At 58.1% G+C, this 20,194-nt stretch carries 14 protein-coding genes; 8 read left to right on the top strand and 6 right to left on the bottom strand.

Going from position 1 to position 20,194, the window contains the following annotated elements; genetic code table 11:
• Positions 1-996, bottom strand: a 996-nt coding sequence (locus ABX749_RS01610; RefSeq protein WP_372894471.1) for an arylsulfatase, incomplete at its 3' end; no start/stop codon positions are given.
• A gap of 148 nt (positions 997-1,144) precedes the next feature.
• The gene (locus ABX749_RS01605; RefSeq protein ID WP_372894470.1) at positions 1,145-1,429 is read right to left on the bottom strand and encodes a hypothetical protein; all 285 of its coding nucleotides are present in this window, start codon (positions 1,427-1,429) and stop codon (positions 1,145-1,147) included.
• 736 nt (positions 1,430-2,165) lie between these two features.
• On the opposite strand from ABX749_RS01605, the gene ABX749_RS01600 reads away from it, so the two are divergent.
• From ABX749_RS01600 to ABX749_RS01575, 6 genes are all read left to right on the top strand, one after another.
• Positions 2,166-3,554, top strand: a complete 1,389-nt coding sequence (locus ABX749_RS01600; RefSeq protein ID WP_372894469.1) for a glycosyltransferase family 2 protein — start codon at positions 2,166-2,168, stop codon at positions 3,552-3,554.
• On the top strand, positions 3,532-4,653 hold the full coding sequence (locus ABX749_RS01595; RefSeq protein WP_372894468.1) for a glycoside hydrolase family 26 protein: 1,122 nt from the start codon (positions 3,532-3,534) through the stop codon (positions 4,651-4,653). The genes ABX749_RS01600 and ABX749_RS01595 overlap by 23 nt, the downstream gene beginning before the upstream one ends.
• 804 nt (positions 4,654-5,457) lie before the next feature.
• Positions 5,458-6,594, top strand: coding sequence for an acyltransferase family protein (locus ABX749_RS01590; RefSeq protein WP_372894467.1), 1,137 nt, complete (start codon positions 5,458-5,460; stop codon positions 6,592-6,594).
• A gap of 325 nt (positions 6,595-6,919) precedes the next feature.
• On the top strand, positions 6,920-9,097 hold the full coding sequence (locus ABX749_RS01585) for a TolC family protein (RefSeq protein ID WP_372894466.1): 2,178 nt from the start codon (positions 6,920-6,922) through the stop codon (positions 9,095-9,097).
• A 352-nt stretch (positions 9,098-9,449) separates the two neighbouring features.
• Positions 9,450-10,718 (top strand): efflux RND transporter periplasmic adaptor subunit, encoded by a 1,269-nt coding sequence (locus ABX749_RS01580; RefSeq protein WP_372894465.1) that lies wholly within the window; start codon positions 9,450-9,452, stop codon positions 10,716-10,718.
• 29 nt (positions 10,719-10,747) lie between these two features.
• Positions 10,748-12,010, top strand: a complete 1,263-nt coding sequence (locus ABX749_RS01575; protein WP_372894473.1) for an ABC transporter permease — start codon at positions 10,748-10,750, stop codon at positions 12,008-12,010.
• A 53-nt stretch (positions 12,011-12,063) separates the two neighbouring features.
• On the opposite strand, the gene ABX749_RS01570 is transcribed toward ABX749_RS01575, so the two are convergent.
• Positions 12,064-14,349, bottom strand: a complete 2,286-nt coding sequence (locus tag ABX749_RS01570; protein WP_372894464.1) for a serine/threonine protein kinase — start codon at positions 14,347-14,349, stop codon at positions 12,064-12,066.
• 280 nt (positions 14,350-14,629) lie between these two features.
• Between ABX749_RS01570 and ABX749_RS01565 the strand changes: the two genes are divergently transcribed.
• On the top strand, positions 14,630-15,955 hold the full coding sequence (locus tag ABX749_RS01565) for a Gfo/Idh/MocA family protein (RefSeq protein WP_372894472.1): 1,326 nt from the start codon (positions 14,630-14,632) through the stop codon (positions 15,953-15,955).
• Positions 15,956-15,960: 5 nt separating this feature from the next.
• On the opposite strand, the gene ABX749_RS01560 is transcribed toward ABX749_RS01565, so the two are convergent.
• Positions 15,961-16,653, bottom strand: coding sequence for a gamma-glutamylcyclotransferase family protein (locus ABX749_RS01560; RefSeq protein ID WP_372894463.1), 693 nt, complete (start codon positions 16,651-16,653; stop codon positions 15,961-15,963).
• Between the two features lie 388 nt (positions 16,654-17,041).
• Between ABX749_RS01560 and ABX749_RS01555 the strand changes: the two genes are divergently transcribed.
• Entirely contained in the window at positions 17,042-17,848 is an 807-nt protein-coding gene (locus ABX749_RS01555; RefSeq protein WP_372894462.1) for a hypothetical protein, read from the top strand.
• A 595-nt stretch (positions 17,849-18,443) separates the two neighbouring features.
• Here ABX749_RS01555 and ABX749_RS01550 read toward each other — a convergent pair.
• Both ABX749_RS01550 and ABX749_RS01545 read right to left on the bottom strand, forming a co-directional pair.
• The gene (locus ABX749_RS01550) at positions 18,444-19,346 is read right to left on the bottom strand and encodes a DMT family transporter (RefSeq protein ID WP_372894461.1); all 903 of its coding nucleotides are present in this window, start codon (positions 19,344-19,346) and stop codon (positions 18,444-18,446) included.
• Positions 19,347-19,474: 128 nt separating this feature from the next.
• Positions 19,475-20,194 (bottom strand): Na+/H+ antiporter NhaC family protein (locus tag ABX749_RS01545; RefSeq protein WP_372894460.1); only part of this gene is annotated, 720 nt, incomplete at its 5' end.

Raw genomic sequence — 20,194 nt, 5'->3', positions numbered from 1 at the left:
GTCTTGGACGTGGGTCAGTTCGTCGATCTCGCGAGCCGGCCCGATCGGTCCGGCAGGCCAGCGGATGAAGCAGGGCACACGGTGGCCGCCTTCCCAGAGCTGCGTTTTTTTGCCTCGCATGCCGGCGTTGAAGTAGTCCTGGCCCATCGTGCTTCCGTTGTCGGTCAAGAACACGACGATCGTGTTGTCAAACCGTCGCGCTTGCTGCAATCGTTGATCCAGCTTGCCGACGTTCTCATCGATGTTGGCACCCATCGCGAGGAAGCTGACCAGGTCGGCCTGCTGTTGTTCGTTCAGGTGTTTGACGATCTGCGGGTTGTCTTCGATCGCCTTACGCAGTGGCTCACGATACTTTTCGGGAACAAACCAGGGCCAATGCGCCGCGTTGAGTGCGATGTAGGCGAAGAATGGCCGGTCATCGTCCTTGGCGATCCAATCGGCGGCTTCATCAAAAAAGACATCGGTGCAATACCCCTGGTATCGCTGTCGCTTGGTGTTGTGAATGTAGGTGTCGTCAAAATAGTCGTTGTCCCAGAAATCAGGCACGCTGTTGATGTGCGACGAGGGGAACCACAACGCCTCTTCGAAACCGCGGTCTTCCGGGCGGAAGGGGTAGTTATCGCCCAAGTGCCATTTGCCGAAGATCCCGGTGCGATACCCGGCGTCTTGAAACACGTTGGCGATCGTCTTCAGATCCGCTTTTAGCAAGGTGCGACCGCTACTGACGTTGCTCGCCCCGTTGCGAAACGCGTCCAGACCGGTCATCAATTGTCCGCGCGTCGGCGTGCACATCGGCGCGACGTGAAAGTCAGTCAATCGCACGGATTGGCCGGCCAGTCGATCGATGTTCGGCGTCTCCGTCAGCAGGTTTCCGTTGCACGAAAATTCACCGTAGCCTTGATCGTCGGTCATGATGACGATCACGTTGGGTTGGTCGGCACAAAGGTGTGGGACACACAAGACGGCCGCGGCGGCGGCAAGAAGCAATCGCATCATCGGGTGGGGCAAATCTGGAAGGGCGGGAGCGGAGATCGCCAAGTTTAATCGGCTCGACAACCCAATGGAACAAACCGATCCGCGACGAGCAAGACGTGTCCGCCTCTAACCTAAGCCCCAACATCTGGACGGTCGGGTGTTGCTCTCATCAAGGGCTTCGTTCAACTCTCCGAGCCCACCGGAATCCGATCTGTTCGCGGGTCGACAGATTACGCATCGTCGGTTCCTTCGCGGTGACACGCTGCTTCAAATCCCAAGCCGCATGAAAGTCCTTGCTGCCGGCGGTGGCCGACGAAAGCGGCGGAGTGTTTCGCGTGATGTGATCGGTCCCAGCGTCGTAGTAGAGACCAGTGCCGGTTTCGGCTGCCGCCAATGCGGATCGATGGGAGAACGGTTGACTGCAAAATGAGCCACTCGTGACGGCGCTGGACATTAAGACTCTGATCGTTGCCAAAATATTAACGGATAATTTGGAACGAAATCACCAGAAGACTGCGGGAGGAGGACAGCCGCAACGGAGTGACAACGAGACCTCAGCCGCCATTGGCGATGTGGTCGGAACGTGTTCTCGATGGTGGGGAAATCCGAGCGCGTCTGCAGAGGACGCTGCGATCCCCGTCAGCGGACACTTAACGGGGATCTGTTTCGCGTACATCGGTCGCATCGCATTGGGTTGTTGATGTGATGAAGCCTAGCTGACATCGCGAGTGGGGGGAGTGAACAAGGCCCACGGACCTGGTTGATGACGGGACGCGAATCGTTAAAGTGGGCTCCGGGGCCAACGATCCGTTAACTCAAAAACAGCATTGTTTGGCAACCACGTGAGCACATCGACGTACAAGCCTGCCGGTGAAACTGATTTTGGCTCCACCTCGAAGCCGCCGTTCGGGGAGGATTCGCGAGAGGCCTCGAGTGTCACTGACCCCTCAAGTGACGTGACCTGCGTGCGGGACATCAGGCCGCAGACCTTTTGCGAGCAGTCATCTCCGTCGACCGACGACGTTCTGGTCAACGTCTTATGCAAACGAGATCAGCGGACGCTGCTCGTACTGATTGCCGGCTGGTTGCTAGGCGTAGTCTTTTTCTACCTTTGGTGGTTCGATGGAGATCACGTCGCCGGGTCATTCAAGTTCGCGCTCAACACATTGCTCGTTACGTGGACCTCGGTGGTGCCTGCGTACCTGTTGTTCTTTGTCGTTCAGATGAAGCGGGTCAATCCGCAGCTAGCCATCCCGCAGACGTGGCGGGTCGCAATGGTGACCACACGCGCTCCATCAGAACCGTTCGAAGTGGTTCAAGAAACGCTGTTGGCGATGCTGGATCAATCGTATCCGCACGATACGTGGCTAGCCGACGAAGACCCCAGCGACGACATCCTGCAGTGGTGTGCCGACCGTGGCATTCAGGTTTCGACGCGACGAGATTCGCCCGAGTACCATCAGCAAACTTGGCCACGACGGACGAAATGCAAAGAGGGCAATCTGGCGTATTTTTATGATCACTTCGGTTATCAAAACTACGACTTCGTTGCTCAGTTGGATGCCGACCATGTCCCCGAACCGGGCTATCTTGAAGCGGTGCTTCGTCCCTTCGTCGATGAGTCGGTGGGATACGTTTCCGCACCGAGCATCTGCGACAAGAATGCCACGGGGAGTTGGTCCGCTCGGGGGCGATTGTATGCCGAAGCAATCATGCATGGTCCGTTGCAAGCGGGATACTCGAACGGTTTTGCGCCGCTGTGCATTGGTTCGCACTACGCCGTACGCACGGCGGCTTTGCGTGATATCGGTGGCCTTGGACCGGAGTTGGCCGAGGACCACAGCACGACCCTGATGATGAACGGTCACGGTTGGCGAGGGATCCATGCGCTCGATGCGATCGCTCACGGAGAGGGACCGCCAACGTATGCCGACTGTGTGACGCAAGAATTTCAGTGGTCGCGCAGCCTGATGGTTTTGCTGTTGACGCTGTTGCCCAAATACTGGCGCCGACTTCCTTGGAAGCTTCGGATCCAGTTTTTATTCAGCGAGCTTTGGTACCCGTTGTTCTCCCTCTCGATTCCCCTGGGCTTGGTGCTTCCGGTTTGGGCGATCGTTTCCGGTGAGCCGTGGGTCGAGGTCAGCTACCTGGATTTTGTTGTTCATACGCTGCCGCTCTGCCTGTTGTTGATCGGCATTCAGTCGCATCTGAAGCGGCACGGGATACTGCGTCCGATCAATTGCCCACTGCTGAGTTGGGAAGCCGCTTTGTTCCAAATTGTGCGGTGGCCTTGGTCGCTTTATGGGTCGGTCATGGGCGCCTACATGTCGGTGCGTCGCCAAGTCGTTGAGTTCCGCGTGACGCCCAAAGGCGGTTCAAAACCGACCTCGCTGCCGTGGCGTGTGCTCAGTCCCTATATCGCAGTGTTGATCGGGACCTTTGTTCCAACCATGTCGGTCACGGAGGCGGGACGCGCCACCGGCTATTTTTTCTTCATTATTTTGACGCAGGTGTTTTACGTCATTGCACTTTTTTCCTTGGTAGTGATTCATCAGCATGAAGTCTCAAATCAAAAATGATAAACGGCTCGCGATGCAGTTCGTCAGCCTTGTCGTTCTGGCGGTCCTGCCGGTTTCGATGATTGCCGTCAACGGTGCCCGCGCTTTTTACGGAATCTTGGCAGAACCGTCCGGTGGAAATCGCGATACCGGAGATTCGGAGCGTGAAGACGACGGTGCGGGCACGATAGCGTTGGACTTACGCACGGCGCCCAACGGTCCATCCGCCGATACCATTTCCGCTGAGGCGATTGCCGAGGGAGAAGATTCGTTGATTTTCGGTGTTTACGACCCAGACGGGGAATTCGAGCGCGACCGCTCGTTGCGTTTGCGACACGTTTATGTCTCCTGGGCAGACTTCGATCGCAGCAAGTTGCGTCAGTCACTCGTTGCGATGGAGAACCGAGGGTTTCAGATCCTGCTGACAATCGAACCCTGGCCCATCGCCGGCCGCGGCGACGACTTGCTGGCTTCGATCCTGGCCGGCGGCTACGACGAAACGCTCAATGATCTGGCGAGGATTTTGGACTCTCTGAACGGGCCGGTCTATGTTTCCTGGGGGCATGAAATGGATCAGGATTTGACCGAACGGTATCCCTGGTCCGGAACCGATCCCGATCGCTTCGTCGGTGCCTATCAACACGTCGTCAATTTCCTTCGTCGCCACGCAAACACAGAGTTGCGTTTCATTTGGGCGGGCGTTTTGAAGGAAGGCAGCCTTCGGTATTGGCCGGGAAAAGAGCACGCGGACTATGTCGGCATGCCGGTCTACAGCTACCCGCGATGGGATCAAAAGACCTACGGATTCATCCGAGACTTTCGCACCACGTTTCAGGAGAAGGCGAAGGTCGTCGAGGAGCTCGACGTCCCACTTCTCATTACAGAACTCGGAGTCAGCGGCAGCTCCGACTTTGAAGCCTTTTGGCTGCATCAGGCGTTCATGGGATTACGGGACTACGAAAAGTTGAAAGGAATTGTTTTTTTCTATGCCAAGGATGTTGAGGGTGCATGGGGCAGCGACATCGACACGCCTGATTGGAGAGTTCATCCGGACTCGATCCGAGGCTTGGTGGAGTGGGAGCTTCGCAACGCAGCGTCGCAGGCACCGAGCGGTCCATGAATCCTTGCCCACGACGCCCCCTTGCCCACGACGCCCCACGCGTCGGCAGCCCGCGGCGCGCCACACCGTTTAACGATCGAAAGAAAACGTATGATCGGATCGAGAGAGCTGTTGTTGGCGTGCTTGCTACTCCTTTCCGCAGTGGCAGCCGTCTCAGCCTTTCGCGCGGCGCCAGTCGCAGGGGTGCCACTGAATCAGTTTGCCATACGGCCGAGCGAGCAGGTCGGAGGAGTCCAGCCCCGTGCGCTGATCATTGTCGATCGCGATGGTGAAATGCGAACGGTTCGCTGCGAGTCTCCCGTGGACAATGCGTGGGTCAACTTAGCGTTTCGCCTGGTCGAAACGAAAACGGGCCGATCACAATCTTTCGACACGAACATCTCCTATTACCACGGCACAAACGGAGCTGAGGCTTGGGAAACGGGAGACCGGGTGACAACCCAATTCGTCACCATCGCTGAGCGTGGCGTGTACCAGATCTTCGTCAAAGGGAAAACAGGTCGAGGGGACGATCCCGCGTCCAGTATCGATCGGACGGGCATGTTCGTCGATGTCTCCATCTACGACGGGCCGCAAGGGCTCCGAACCTGGCTGTTGATCTTGGCAGCTTCGTCAGTTCTCGGAGCCTCCGTTCTCCTTTGGACGCTCGCGAATCGCCGCCCTTTGTCTGCCCCGGGAAATGAACGTCGTTTGGAAGAAACGCCAGCGTCAACACAATCGTTTCTGAGGCACGACGCAAGTGAAGCCCCGGCAAACGGGTTGCTTGTCTCGCAGTCTTCGAACCGGTTGGCGATGCTCGACGGCATGCGTGGTGCAGCGGCCTTGGCGGTCGTGTGCTGCCACTTCTTTGTTCCAGAAATGTCTTCGATTGCGACAACGCTCAATTCCATTTTTCCAGATCCGATTCCGACGTTAGCGCGGCATGGTGACTTGGGAGTGGAGGTCTTTTTCGTGCTCAGCGGGTTTGTGATCGCTTTCTCGATTGGCAATCAACGAATCTCAGGGCGTTTCGCTGCGAACTTTGCCCTCCGCAGGTCGATCCGATTGGATCCACCCTACTTGACCACACTCGCTCTTTCCATGTTGCTGTGGGCTGCCTACCTACCCGGCGGCCTGATGGAATGCTACGAGCGGAGTCACGAATGGAAAGGCATGCTTGCCAATGCGTTTTATCTGCAAGACGTCCTCGGATTCCCCAGCACCATTGGAGTGGCCTGGACGCTCTGTCTGGAAATTCAGTTCTATCTCGTCTACATCTGCTTGTTCAGTCTGTCGCAGTACCTGTCAGATTCCTGGGGGACCTCCGGTCAATTCAATCGCCTCAATTCGGATGCCTCGCAGACGGCATTGCTGATCACGTTTCTCCCGTTCGCAGTCGCTTCGGTCTACTGGTGGAATACCAACCTTTCCGATTTCAGCGTCTTTGGTTCCTGGCATCGCTTCTTTATCGGTGTCCTGTGTTACTGGACCTACTCGCGACAGATCAGTTCTCCCATCTTCACCGCTTTTATCGTCGCACTTGCGGGATTGGCGATCCACTCGGGAGATCTGCGCGCTGGTACCGCCGTGGTGACGGCTTTGCTAATCCACCTTGCCGGACGAACCGGGCATTTGTCGACTGCGTTATCGGGACCCTGGCTGCAATATCTTGGACGCGTCTCCTACAGCCTGTATCTGGTGCACATCATGGTCGGCGTTTCGTTAGTCAATTTCCTATGGAGAGCCGACCAGTCCATCTTCATCACATTGTGCCTGCTTGGTGTCGGTTTAATCGCCAGTCTCATCGGTGCCGAGCTGATGTATCGATTCTTTGAACTACCGAGCGTACGGTTGAGTCGCAACTTCAAAGGCACGACGTGCGATCGATCGGTGTCACCGTCGTCTTGCCCGCCATCACCGCTGCACATTGGACCGACGGCGGAGAGCGCCGCGAACCGTTGACCCGCCATTGCCCGGCCGGTGATGTCGCTACCAACCAGCTTTCGGCCTGTCGACTTAATCGACAGGCCGTTTTGCTACCGGCGAGCTTTGCTAGCGTTTGCCGGGGGGCTGGCCGGGTTGTTTTCTCGCCCTGAGTGCGGTGACACGGGAAAAACGAATAAACAACCTGGGTAGACTTTGCCGATTAGTGGGGTTGTGCGGACTAGCTTTCTCGACCGTTTTGCGCCATACCGCCCCGATGCGTTCCTGGAAAATCCGATGCGTTCTTCTGTTGGCGGCGATGGTCGTTGGTGGAGGCGGGTGCGCGACGCCGGCAATGCACCGCATGAATGCCGACTGCGAAGTGGCGCACATCCTCTCACAGAAATCGTCGTTAACGCCTGGGTATTCTCTGGGCCAGGAGGTGGCGCCTCCGGTTGAGTCTCGCAACCACGATTCCTCTCCGCCGGACTGTCCCCCGATGCCACCGGACGATCCGGCCGCCCATCGCTACATGCATTGCGCGGGCGGTGTAGCCGGGTTCCGCCACTGGCATGCCGATGGTGACGCTCCATCGATTGAATCCGATGTTTGGCTCGCCTTTGTTTCGACCAACGACACTGGGGAAATTGAGCTATCGGCAGATCGAGCATTCGAGTTGGGATTGGTGCATAGCCGAAGCTTTCAGAGTGAACTTGAAAACGTATACCTGAGCGCGCTTGCACTGACGTTGGAACGCTTCGAATTCGATGTTCAGTGGTTTGGTGGTTCCGCGACCGAGTACCGCCGGGATGGAGGGGTGACGCCTGCAGGCAAACGCGATGAAGTGGCGCTCCATTCGGTTTTGGGTTTCACCCGCAGTTTTGCCGCCGGTGGCGAATTGCTCGTGAATTTTGCCAACACGTTTGTTTGGGAGTTCACCGGGGGCAAGAATACGTTCGCCGTCTCCAACTTGACGGTCGATCTGATTCAACCGCTATTGCGAGGTGCGTTCCGTGACATACGTCTTGAGAATCTTACCCAGGCGGAAAGAAACGTTCTCTACGCAATCCGCAACTTCGCACGGTATCGCAAGCAATTCTACTTTGACATCGTCTCGGGCGACCAAGGCTATCTTGAATTGCTTTTGACGCTGCAAGCGATCCGAAATCTGGAAGAGAATCTGGAGGCCTTGCAACAGAATCTGCTCGCCCACGAGGCCCTCGCCGAAGCGGGCATCGTCACGCCGCTTCAGGTCGATCAGGTTTTTCAAAGCTACCAAGCCGGTCGATTGGCGTTAATTCGAGCTCGCAACGATCTTGAGAACTCGCTCGACGCATACAAAATCCGGCTCGGCATCCCTCCGGAGTTTCCGGTCGTGCTTGACGACGTCCCGCTGAACCGCTTCGAACTGACCTCTCCTGAGGTGCAAAAGTTGGAGAGCGAGATCAACCAATTGCTCGATGAGGTGCGTAGTGCCGGGGCGGAACTCGATGCTGCAGACCGAAAATTGAGCTATCAGCGGCTGGCGGAGCAAATCGCTGAGATGTTTGAGCAACTGTCCGTGGTTGCCGAAGAGCTACACCGCTGGGAGCAGCGAGACCCTCGCCAGGCCGATGAGCCAGAGATTGGTACGAGGTCCATCCGAGACCAGCGATTGATGCGAGATCGCATCGCTGAGCTCCAACGCGAAACGCATCGCCTTCAATTGAAGGTCGACCTCGCGATGGCGAACGCGGAGTCGGAAGATTCCGCGACCATAGAGCCGTTCGTGCGACTGGCATCCAACTTAGTTTCCGACCTTTACGTCATCCAGACACAAGTGCGGACGTATTTGGTCGAGCTCAATACCGTTGAAGTATCTCAAATAGACGCGATCCGCCTTGCCCTGGATCGTCGACTTGATGTGATGAATCGACAGGCAATGGTGGTCGATTCTTGGCGAAAGGTCCGCGTGGCCCGAGACGCGCTTCAAGCCGACCTGGACTTCTTCGTGGCGGCGGACATTGGCACCGCGGGAGACTCGGCCAATCCGATCGACTTTTCCGCCAAGGCCAGCAGCTATCGGGTGGGGATGTCGCTGGACGGCCCGCTCAATCGCCGTTTGGAACGAAATCAGTATCGCGCCGAGTTGATCCAATACCAGCGATCGCGGCGGGATTTAATCGGGCTCCAGGATGTCGTGGTTCAGCAGGTACGACGCGACCTTCGCACCTTAGAAGCGGAAAAGTTAAACTTTGAAATCAGCCGCCACAGCTTGGTGGCAGCGGCACGACAAGTCGAGCAGGCTCGAGTACAATTATTGGCCCCGGATCAATCCGGGGACTCGAGCACGACGCAAGATGCACTCAATGCACTCAGCAGCCTATTGTCGGCGAAAAACTCTCTGATCGCATCTTGGGTCGCCTACGAAACCGCGAGGATGCAGTTACTACTCGATATTGAATCACTTGATCTAAACCAATACGGTCAAATCGGAGACGGCTTTCGTGCCAGCCCCCCCCCTGCCAGTGAGGTTTTGCCGCGAGCCGACAACGCCACCTGATTCTTTTCAACAGGGAGCGCCGCTCGCCAAGCTCCCCGTCCGCCGCATTGAGCCCATGCGGGTAAGCCGCTATCCGAACGCATCTCCATCACGCGGAGCGCCCCGGTCCGGATTCAGTAGACTTTTGCTTACGATCGTGATCGCCGCTTTGAGCGTTGCTCTGTTCTCAGTTCGCGATCGCGTGACGAAGTCCTTCGCCAGTTGGGCGGCGGCGGATCTTCCCGCGCCTCTCATTGCAGAGGCACGTGTAACATCGATTCCCCATCGAGTGTTGGCCGGGGGCGAGTTGCTCAGCGCGCGGGCTGTTGAGGTGGTTTGCGAGGTCGAGGGCACGGCGTTGAGGATTGTTCAAATGATTCCGGAGGGCACCCAGGTTCGGGCAGGCGATGTCGTGATCCAACTGGACCCGTCTGAAATCAACGACCGCCACGCCCAGCAGCGAATCACCGTGACCCAAGTCAATGCGGCGGCCAAAGCGGCTGCGGAGGAACTCAAAATCCAGCGGAATCTTGCGGCCAGCGCGATTGCCGAGGCTCAACTCACCGTGACGCTGGCCGAGTTGGATCGACGAAAGTACCTTGAGGGCGAATACCAGGTTGAGTTAAATGACCTGCGTGGATCGATCGCATTGGCGGAAACAGATCTGCAGGACGCTCACGACATGGTCGAGCACTTCGAAAAGCTCGTTCGCAAGGGATTCCGTACGCCCGAGCAACTTGAAGCGAAGATTCAGGCGGTCGAGCGGGCACGGTATGCGCTGAGCCGCGACCAAGAAAAGCTTCAAGTACTCGAACGCTTCACGAAGGAACGTCAACAGGTCGAATTGACCGCAAAGGCTGCAGAAACGATCCGCGAACTGGAACGCGTCCGCAGCAGCGCCAATGCGGCAGTCAGCAAAGCGGAAACCGATCTGGAGGTCGCCTTGGCCACCGCCGAACTGGAACGTGAGCAGCTTCGGCGGATCGAGCAACAGCTCAAGGACTGCGAATTGCGCGCCCCGGTCGACGGAACTGTGATCTATGCCAAGGACAAGAACAAGAAGATCGAACTTGGTGAAGCGGTTCGGTTCAAGCAGTTGATGTTCAGCCTTCCGGATCTCTCGGAGATGAAAGTCATGGCGTTCGTCCACGAGTCTGAGATTCAACAGGTCCAGGCGGGCATGTCCGCAAAGATCCGAGTCGATGCCTTTCCAGACTTGCCGTTGGTAGGCGAGGTGGCGGAGATTTCGACTTACTACGATGCAACGCGACATTGGTTGTCGGGAGGTGTGAAGGAATACGCAACCATGATCTCAATCGATAGATTTCCGGCGGACGCGGGCATCAAACCGGGAATGACGGCCCAGGTCACGATCCAGGTGGGGCAGTTATCCGAAGGCGTGATCGTGCCTGTTGCCGCGATCGCTCAACAGTCCGGTCGTAGTTTTTGTTTTCGGCAATCCGAGCATCGTTTCGAGCGGGTCGAAGTAACGTTGGGCAAGAACACAGAAGACTACGTTGAGGTATTGACCGGACTCGGTCCTGGCGACGCAGTCGCACTGGACTCGCGATCGCGACTTGCCGATGACTGGGCCGCCGGAAGCCAGCACGGTGAATCAGGCGTCCCACCGGCGGCGTTCTGAGGCAGATCCAAGGCGAAGTATTTGGCGTGATGTTGTTTCAATTGTTTCGAACGATACGACTGGGCTTCCAGACGATCCAGCTTCATCGGCTGCGTTCGCTGCTGACCATCCTGGGCATTGTTTTCGGGGTCGCCTCCGTCATCGTGATGCTCGCGGTAGGCGAGGGAGCTCGGGCGGAAGCCATGTCGATGATTAACGAGCTCGGAACGAAAAATGTGATCGTCACGAGCGTCAAATCGAATTCCGTCGGTCGCGACGGTAATAGCGGTGGTGCAATTCGATACGGTTTGACCGACCGCGATCTGCGCCGTATTGCCGCTCTGCTGCCGCGCGGAGCGACGTTTTGTCAGACTCGCGAACATCGGCGAACGATTCATCACCTATCCCATCAGGTGGAAGGTCGTGTCATCGGCGTGACTCCCGCATTTGCGGAACTGACTCACCTGCGTCTTGCGCATGGTCGCTTTATCAACAGCTTGGATGAAACCGGCGGACATGCCGTCGCTGTGTTGAGTGCCGGCGTGGCGGCTCAGCTTTTTCCACTTTCATCTGCGATCGGCGAGACGATCCGCATCGGTAATGACAAGTACTTCTACGTCGTCGGCGTACTCGACTCGAAAATGGATGTGTCGAATGATTCGGGGGAACGCTATGACGAAAATGTATTCATCCCCTACGCGTCTGATCGGATGCGATTCGGAGACAATACCGTCATTGATCCCGGTGGTCTGCAACTCCCCGAAAAAGTGGAGATCAGCCAACTGACTGTGTCATTGCCATCGACTGATCAGGTGCAACCTGTCGCGCAGCTGATGCGTTCGATCCTGATGCAAGCTGGCCGCGAAAAGGAGGTTTCGTTCTTGATCCCTTTGGACCTCCAAGCCAGGGCCGAACAAACCCAACGGGTGTTTCACCTTGTGCTAGCGGCAATCGCCTCGATTTCGCTCTTGGTTGGCGGAATCGGAATCATGAATATTATGCTCGCCACGGTGACAGAGAGAACGAGGGAAATCGGGATCCGTCGGGCACTCGGCGCCCGACGCAGTGACATTATTTTTCAGTTTCTCATCGAAACGCTCGTGCTGACCGGCATGGGAGGCGTACTCGGGGTGCTGTTGGGGTTCGGGGGGGCGCGATTGGTGGAATCGATCGGGGGTGTCGCCACCATTATTCATCTCTGGTCGCCATTGCTTGCCGTTGCCATCTCCTTCGCCGTCGGATTGTTGTTTGGGCTTTATCCCGCCCGCCGTGCTGCTCGGATGGATCCAATTGAAGCACTTCGCCATGAATGACTTCACCTTGATTGCATCGGCGAAGGGATGACAGGGTTGGTGCCGTCCTCTACTCAAGAGCGGGCATCGCCGCCCGTTTCCCCTTGCCCGCCGACGTCGAGGGTTTGATCCATCGTGGCCACTTGATCGACCCCGCTGAGCGAAGCATTGAGTGGCGCATTGAGTGGTCGGATGATCGGTTTGTCGCCGGAGGTTCGGTCGTGCCGGCCCCACCAGCGGTCGCCGTCTTCGATCGTCCATTTCCCCGCCGCCGGGCAGCGCGAGATCTGCACCCCCAAGTCGCGTGCGGTTTGCGGGCGTTTGGCGCGTGACTTTTCCAGACAACTCATGATCGCGTCTTCCAATGGGGCGGAGACGTCGATCTTGGCCCGCTTGGACGGCGGCACCGGGGATTCTTCGATGTGTTTTTGACAGAGCTGCGCGATGCTGCCCGCTTCGAAGACTGCGTGTCCGGTCAGCAGGAAGTACCCGATCGCTCCGACCGCATAGATGTCCGTGCTGGAATCGATCGTCATCGGCGCCTGGATCGATTCGGGAGACATGTACAGCGGGGTGCCCGTCAACATTCCGTCCTCGGATCGATCGCTCCGCTTGTTCGGACCGCCGCTACTCTCCGTGATATCTTTGACCAAACCGAAATCAAGTACCTTCACCAAGTCCGGTTCACAGCCGCGGCGATTGAGCATGACGTTGGCCGGTTTGACATCTCGGTGGACCAGACCGTTGGAGTGGGCTTCGAAGAGCGAACCACAGATCTGTGACAAGATATGAATCACTCTCGATTCGGGCTGTGGCCCGTACTGATTGATCAACTGCTGTAGATCGATCCCGTCGAGATACTCCATCGCGTAGTAGAACACGCCTTCGGGTGTTCGTCCGTAGTCGTAGATCGCGATCGTGTTGGGGTGGTTCAGCTGGCAGGTGATTTGGACTTCGCGTTCAAATCGGGCGATCGACGCTTCGTTGACCTTGTCGGCATGCAGCAACTTGATCGCGGTCGGGCGCCGCAGCATGGAATGACGTCCTTTGTAAACGACCCCCATGCCTCCTTCGCCAAGCTTTTGTTCCAACGTGTATTGCCCGAGTTGTTGGGCTTCGATCACGGCTTCGCGGGCTTGACGCTGCAACCGTGCGACGATCAGCGTGAACACAAAGATGGCGATCGCGCTGAGGATCAACAACGTGTAGATCGCCAGAAACGCTCGTTGCAGAATCACCAACGGTCGAAAGGCTTGTGCGACTTCGACCTCCATCGCCACGCCGATTTCGTATTTAGGCATCCACGTCCAAGCGCCGATGACCGGAACCCCGCGATAGTCACGATAACCGTCGACATCAAAACCGGACTGACCCGCGATCGCCTCGGTCGCCATTTTCGTCAGCGGCAATTGCGAGCGGCGGACGTCGGGGCGAAACCCTTGGGTCATGTCATCGCCGGGGTCGCGGACGAGCAATTGCAACATGGAGCGCGAATCCGCTTGGTCGGGCAGCAGGCCGAGCAGAATCAAATCCTCGTCGAACCGGCTGTTGGAAATCATCACGCCGGTGGAATCAAAGGCGTAGCATTCGCCGGACGATCCGATCCGCCCCAGTTGCAGGATTTCGGTGAATTCACGTTCCGGAGGGATTTGCAGGGCCAACACGCCGACGACTTGAAACGATGCGTCGCGCACGGGGGCGCAGACATACATCGTCGGCACCCCCATCCGCATCTGGCCGCTACTGTTTTTGAGCATCACGACGCTGGGAAAGGGCGTCGACACGAACGTCTCGCCTTCGAGCGCCCGGTCCAAAAATCGGTCGTACTCGTCGATCCCTGACTGACCGATCAGTGAGGCGTGGGAGGAGGAGAGGATTCGCTTGCGATTGTCCGCGAGTAGGAAGCCGACGAAATCGTGTGCCGCCAGCGCGGGGGCAAGCTCCGTAGCCAGTTGGCGGTGCAGTTCCGAATCGGCTCCGGCCGCGGGCGGCGATCCGGCCTCCGGGGATTCCAGCAGTTTGTAAACGGTCTGTCGGACTTGGCTGTCGTTGGCCAGAGATTCGGCGGTCGATTCTTGGACCGTGAACCACTTGGCGAGCATCTCGGACTCCAGTTCCACCAATGTCTGCAGTCCCGAGCTGACGTTGCCCTTGATCGTCGTTTCAATGGCATCACGCACGAAATAGCCGACGATCGACAGGATCACCACCGCCACGATCGGCCAAACCCAGATCTGTTTCTTTAAGAACACCCCGGTCCGGGTGATGGTGCTGGAGACGCTCTGCGACGCCCAGGTCATGTGCGCCTGGGGTGGTTTGGCGGCAAGTCTGGGGCGGCGGAAACGTTTCAGCGGGTTCATTGCGACGAAGGGGAGCGTGGTTCGGACCCAGGGGACCGCTCCGAGATTAGTCCAAATCGCGAGACAGGCGGCGTGATATTTTCAGTATAATCGGCGGTCATGCTGGACGAACCGGATCGGTGACGGTCCGCTCGTTCCGTCGTTGCGATGCGGCGACACACCGTTTTCCGGCCCAATGTCCGTCTTGCCGTCCCCCCCTCCATTGCATTCGCTTTCGCCCCGAGGATTAATACAGATGTCAACGTCTCGCAAAACAACCCGCCGTCAGATTCTTCAGGGCATGGCCGCCGTCGGGGCGGCGAGCATTCTGCCGTCCGCGTCCAACCGCGCCGTCGGATTCGAATCCGCCAACGGGCGTCCCGTGTTTGCCACCATCGGGCTTCGCAACCAGGGTTGGACGATCACTGAAAAGTCGTTCCGTTTTGCCGACTTCGCCGCCTTGGCCGATGTGGATGCGAACGTGTTGGGAGACAACGTCGAAAAAGTCAAGAAAGCTCAGGGCAAGGCGCCCGATGCCTACAAAGACTATCGCGAAATCTTGGACCGCAAAGACATCGACGCGGTGATGATCGCCACGCCGGACCACTGGCACACCAAGATCGCGATCGAGGCCATGTATGCGGGCAAAGATGTCTACTGTGAGAAGCCGCTCACGCTGACGATCGACGAAGGCAAACAGATCGAAAAGGTCGTCCAGGAAACCGGAAAAGTGTTCCAAGTCGGCACCATGCAGCGATCCGAATCCGAACAACGCTTCCTGCAGGCGGTCGCGTTGGTCAACAACGGTCGCATCGGCACGGTCAAGAAAGTCACTTGCGGAATCAACGGCATGGTTGCGTCCCCCAAGATTCCCGTTGCCCCCGTGCCCGACGGGCTCGATTGGGATCTGTGGCTCGGACCGGCACAGAAAGTTGACTATCGCGCGTTACCCGAGCTGCGAGAAGGCTACGGTGGCGGCGTGCCGCTGTACAGCAATTGCCACTATTCCTTCAGGAACTGGCACGAATACTCCGGCGGCAAGCTGACCGACTGGGGAGCCCACCACGTCGACATCGCTTGCTGGGCACTCGGCGCCAGCGACACCGGTCCCAGCAAAATCGCTCCGATCGATTACACGTTGCCGGTCGAATACAAGGACGGTCACCCCACGGTCGCTGACCAGTACAACGCGGCGACGCAGTTCAACATCCGAGTCGACATGCCCAACGATGTCGAGATGATCATCACCAGCGAAGGCGACAACGGCATTCTGTTCGAAGGCACCAAGGGCCGTTTCTTTGTCAATCGCGGAAAGATCGTCGGTCGGCCCGTCGAGGACCTCGTCCAAAATCCGCTGCCCGAAGGGGCAATCGAAGCGGTGTACGGTGGACCGGTCAGCGAAAACCACACCGCCAACTTCATCGAAGGCATGAAGTCACGCAAGCAACCGATCTCCGACGTCTGGACCCACAACCGGATGCTGGAGATCTGCCACCTGTCCAACATCGCGATGCGACTGGGACGGGAGCTGAACTGGGATCCGGACAAGCGAGAAATCATCGGCGACGACCAAGCCAACTCCTTCCTGTCGCGGGAAAGCCGCAAGGGTTTTGAAATCCAAACCTGATCGACTTAGGGATCGATGACTTTGGTCGCGATGGCTTCTTGGACCAGTTCGCTGACGGAGCTGAACCCCGGGCCGCCTTCGACCAACTGCGTCATCATCGCACGAGTCTCGGCCACCGTCAGGCGACGCCCTCGGGTGTCGCCCCAGATCAGTCGCGCCTCGCGACAGGGTTGGCACAGCATGTGGAGTTGATCGTCTTCCTTGATAAACACGACTTCACCGGGCTTTTGGCAGCACGCACAATCGTCCGTGAAGGTTTGTGATTTATCCAACGCTTCGAAGTACTGCCACGACAGAAAATCCTTGGCGGCCAGGATGTGGTTCAAGTAGTTGCGGGACGGCCGAAGCCCGTCAGCGATCTTGTCGGGCCGGGCCTGGTAGGTGATGCACGTCACCGATTGGTCCTTGGACGAAACGGTGACTTCGATCCTCCCGTAGTGATCGGGATAGCGTTCGGACTCATCCAATCGCCCCAGAGAATCATCGGCGATCTCGTAGAGAATGCCTTCGACTTCGCCGGCCGGTTCTTCGTTGATATTGGCGAATCCGATCCCCGACGGCAGCGCCTCGCGCAACGCCATCTTGTTGAACAGCAATCGATAGCCCGGCAGCACCGCCGGCTCGGCGCTCGTGAATGCGACGCCCTTCTTTTCCATGATCGCCTGGTTGCAGTTCGAGCCGTAGGCGAAGTATTTCATGTTTCCGTGCGTGTGTTTCAGGAAAAGGTGGAGTGGCCGGAGCGATGTCGAGTCCATCGCTGACCGTCATGCGAACCTGAGTCAGTCTAACACACGCCGAACACTTGCATCAATTCGCGGCTTTTAGCGTTCGTCAGGCAGACAGCGGCACCGTCCAGACAGCGGCACTTTCCAGGCAACGGCGCCGTCGGTCGATCGTGACGTGACAGCCGATTTTGCCAATCGCGACCGAAAGATTTGCTTTGGGACCGTCGATGCGCGAAGATAGAGTCGTGATTCTGCCAAATGGGGCGCCTTGACGGGCAGAGCCTGCGGCCTGAACCAGGATGCGAGGGACGCATGAACAAGGGGGAAGTTTTCAGGCCGACGAATCAAGTGGGGGAATCCGATGTCAACGTTTTTGACGCAAGCACAAGTGGATGTCACGTTCAACGCGTGGTGGAATGAGTATGGTCGAACCCCGCAAAGCGTCCATCGCGCTCTGACGCGGACGATCAAGCAGATCAACGGGGAGCCCGTTCGCCGACCCAACGGTCCGTTTCCACCGGGCTACATTCCGCCGCCGTTGCGCAACAAGGGCAAGGCGACTCCGCCGCCCAAACCGGCAAGCGAAAACGATGCCAAGCAGCTCAAACGCCAGGCCCAGCAAAAGGCCCCCGCGGGACGCGTCGCCGCGAAAAAGGAGCTACGGCAAACCGAACTTGAAATCTCCCGTCTGAAGAAACGTTACGCGGTCATGGAGCGTGTTCTCAAGGAACGGAATCTGACCATTCCCGGCCATGTCGCCGATGCGCTGTTGTTCATGCCGTGTTACCGAGATCCGGCGGACAAATTGCGACACGAAGAGGAGGTGTTTAAACGCTACAAAAACGACATCGACAGCGCGAACCGGAGCTCGCATCAGTGGCGGTACCAGCAAGAAACTGAGCGTCTGCAACGTGAACGGCGGCGAAAGATGCTTGCGGAGATCGAATGGATGAGCAAGAACACGATCGGCGCGGGGGTTTACGGAATGCAACGCGAGGCCGGTCGCAGCCACGAGGACGCGATGGCTCGTGCCAAAGAAACGCAACAGATCTTCGACATGGCGGGCAGTGGGGTTGCTGACCCGGCCGGGGCTCGCGAAGCGAACTCGGTCCGGCACAACACGCGGTCGCATCGCAGCGACAAACAAACGGTCGGGCCGAGCAGGTGACGCGCTATACGCATCAAGTTAAGAAGTAACCCTCCCGTGTGGAGGTCGTGCAGTTTTTGAAGTCACCCTCCTGGCAGGAGGGTCGAGCGAAGCGAGGGGAGGTCGAACGGTCAATCGCGGTGTTCACTTCGCCGGCCAGGGCTGCGTCCCGAGCAGCAACAAAAACCCTCTCCTCGCTACGCTCGACTCTCCCACGGGGCATTGGTATCTACACAAGTCGTTTTTTTGCCCAAAGGGCATGCATATCCATAGCCTGGGGCAAGCAAACCGAGCATTTGCGAGGGTTGCGCCGCCCCGGGAATCTCATCGCAATGAGGTCCAATTTGGCCAACGGCCATGCACAACCTTCGCGGTTGACGAGGCAATTGTGCATGGCCGTTGGCCAATCCCTCTCGTTCTCGTTTGCGGACCTTGGGCGATGCCCAAGGCTATGGATGTAAACGGCCGTTGGCCGAAGCCATCCACTCACAACAGATCTGACATGCAAAAGATGTGTCGGTACCCATTGCTACCAGGGAGGGATGCTATGGGATGTGTAGATACCAATGCCTATGGGGCCGAACCGGTGACGCCTCGCGGTCGTCACGGCGTCGCCTTATCGAAACCGACGCCGGGTATTGCGTATCACCGCGGGCAGGTAACGCTGGACCAACCCGACGAAAATCAATCCGCCACCGGCAAGCGTCCACCACTGGGGCGCGTCATAGGACGGGTGGTGCCGCCAAGCGAGGTAGACCCAGATCGGTACCAGGATGGGTTCGATCAAGATCAACATCGAGGCTTCGGCGCTGTTGACTCGGCGTAGTCCACGGGCAAACACGATGTACGGGATCGACATCTGAATCACGCCGAACGCGCCCAGTGCGACATACGCAGAAAGCTGAATCGTTTGGTGGCTGGACCAGGCCCAGGGAAGCAACAGCAACACCGTCGCGGCGTGGTTGAGCGTGATCAACCACGCCGAATCCACATCGCTCATCGATCGGATCGTCAGGACCACGCCGGCGAACGTGATTCCCGACAGGACGGCCAGGGCGATTGCCAGCAAGTTTCCTCCGGCTCGCAGTTCCATGGCGAGGATCAAGGCGACGCCGGCAATGCAGAACAAGAACATCCGCACGTCGGCGCCGCGCACGCGATCTTTGAGAATCGTCACCGCGCCCAGCATGACCCAGGCGGGGGAAAGGTATTGCAGCCAGATCACACTGGCGGCCGGGATGGACACCATCGCCGACATGAACGACCAGACCATCAACGCAAAGCAGACCGTCATCGGGATCATCGCGAGCCGAAACTCCGGGCGACGAACTAGCGGGACCAGAATGAGCAACGCGAACAGGCTGCGAAAAAACGCCAGCAGCACGCCTCGAGACTCCGGCGGCCAACCGTCGAACCAAGGCGCCTTGGCGAAGAAGCCACTCATGCTCCACATCACCGCCGCCAGGACGATCAACAATCTGCCGCGCCAGGCTTCGCTCGGAGGGGGATTCGAAATCACGGGCCGCTTCGGTGTCGCTGCGGTCGCCAGAACGCAGACGGTGATCAGGGGAAAGCCACCCGCTGGCGAAGGTGGCGACGTTCAGCATCCGCGGCGGTGGTGTTCGTCACCGCGACGGCAATCAATACTCAATCACTCGTCTGGCTCGGCGTCCGCTTCCCCACGATCGCCACCACGCCGACCAGCAGCATCGCTTGGATCAAGATCAGCCATCCCCAGTCGATGCCCCAACCGATCGGCAGGGTACCGGCGACGATCGCGATCGTGCCAGCGGTAACCGCGTAAGGCATTTGCGTCAACACGTGTTCCATGTGGTCGCAGCCACAGGCTTGTGAGGACAGGATGGTGGTGTCCGAGATCGGTGAACAGTGATCGCCGAACACGGCACCGGAGAGCACGCTGGCGATCGTCGCCAACATCAACGGATGGGTCAACGCATCGACTGTCGAAGCATCGGCCGGCAGCAATCCGATCAGCGGAGCGGTCAGCGTCAGTGTCATCGGCATCAGCAACCCCATGGTGCCGAAACTGGTTCCCGTGGAAAACGACAGCACCGCGGCCAACAAGAACACGATCGTGGGCAGCAGGCGAACCACCATCGGAACCGAATGGGATGGGGACGCCGAGTCATCTTCCGGAGAGACCCTGGCCCCGGACAAAATCGTTTCGGCGACGAACTGTCCCGTGTAAAGCCGATGATCTTGGAACTCATACGCCGTACCGGATTGTCCATCGACGGACTTGCCACTGGTCAACCGTGACAGCGCCGAAGCGGTCCAAAGGATGATGATCGCCGGCAGGACGATTTTCATCCCTCCCCAGCTGGCTTCGCGGATCTGCTGCAACGT

The sequence above is a fragment of the Stieleria sp. genome (genome assembly GCF_041595215.1).
Classification (GTDB): domain Bacteria; phylum Planctomycetota; class Planctomycetia; order Pirellulales; family Pirellulaceae; genus Stieleria; species Stieleria magnilauensis.
The sequence above is the reverse complement of the archived record's forward strand: the minus strand, read 5'-3'. Positions and strand labels throughout refer to the sequence as shown.

What these genes read in the sequence shown, in the direction of transcription:
- ABX749_RS01580 (WP_372894465.1), top strand. Translation starts at nt 9,450, where the DNA reads ATGATTCCGGAGGGCACCCAGGTTCGGGCAGGCGATGTCGTGATCCAA.
- ABX749_RS01555 (WP_372894462.1), top strand. Translation starts at nt 17,042, where the DNA reads ATGTCAACGTTTTTGACGCAAGCACAAGTGGATGTCACGTTCAACGCG.
- ABX749_RS01565 (WP_372894472.1), top strand. Translation starts at nt 14,630, where the DNA reads ATGGCCGCCGTCGGGGCGGCGAGCATTCTGCCGTCCGCGTCCAACCGC.
- ABX749_RS01560 (WP_372894463.1), bottom strand. Translation starts at nt 16,653, where the DNA reads ATGAAATACTTCGCCTACGGCTCGAACTGCAACCAGGCGATCATGGAA.
- ABX749_RS01570 (WP_372894464.1), bottom strand. Translation starts at nt 14,349, where the DNA reads ATGAACCCGCTGAAACGTTTCCGCCGCCCCAGACTTGCCGCCAAACCA.
- ABX749_RS01595 (WP_372894468.1), top strand. Translation starts at nt 3,532, where the DNA reads ATGAAGTCTCAAATCAAAAATGATAAACGGCTCGCGATGCAGTTCGTC.
- ABX749_RS01585 (WP_372894466.1), top strand. Translation starts at nt 6,920, where the DNA reads ATGAATGCCGACTGCGAAGTGGCGCACATCCTCTCACAGAAATCGTCG.
- ABX749_RS01590 (WP_372894467.1), top strand. Translation starts at nt 5,458, where the DNA reads ATGCGTGGTGCAGCGGCCTTGGCGGTCGTGTGCTGCCACTTCTTTGTT.
- ABX749_RS01575 (WP_372894473.1), top strand. Translation starts at nt 10,748, where the DNA reads ATGTTGTTTCAATTGTTTCGAACGATACGACTGGGCTTCCAGACGATC.
- ABX749_RS01605 (WP_372894470.1), bottom strand. Translation starts at nt 1,429, where the DNA reads ATGTCCAGCGCCGTCACGAGTGGCTCATTTTGCAGTCAACCGTTCTCC.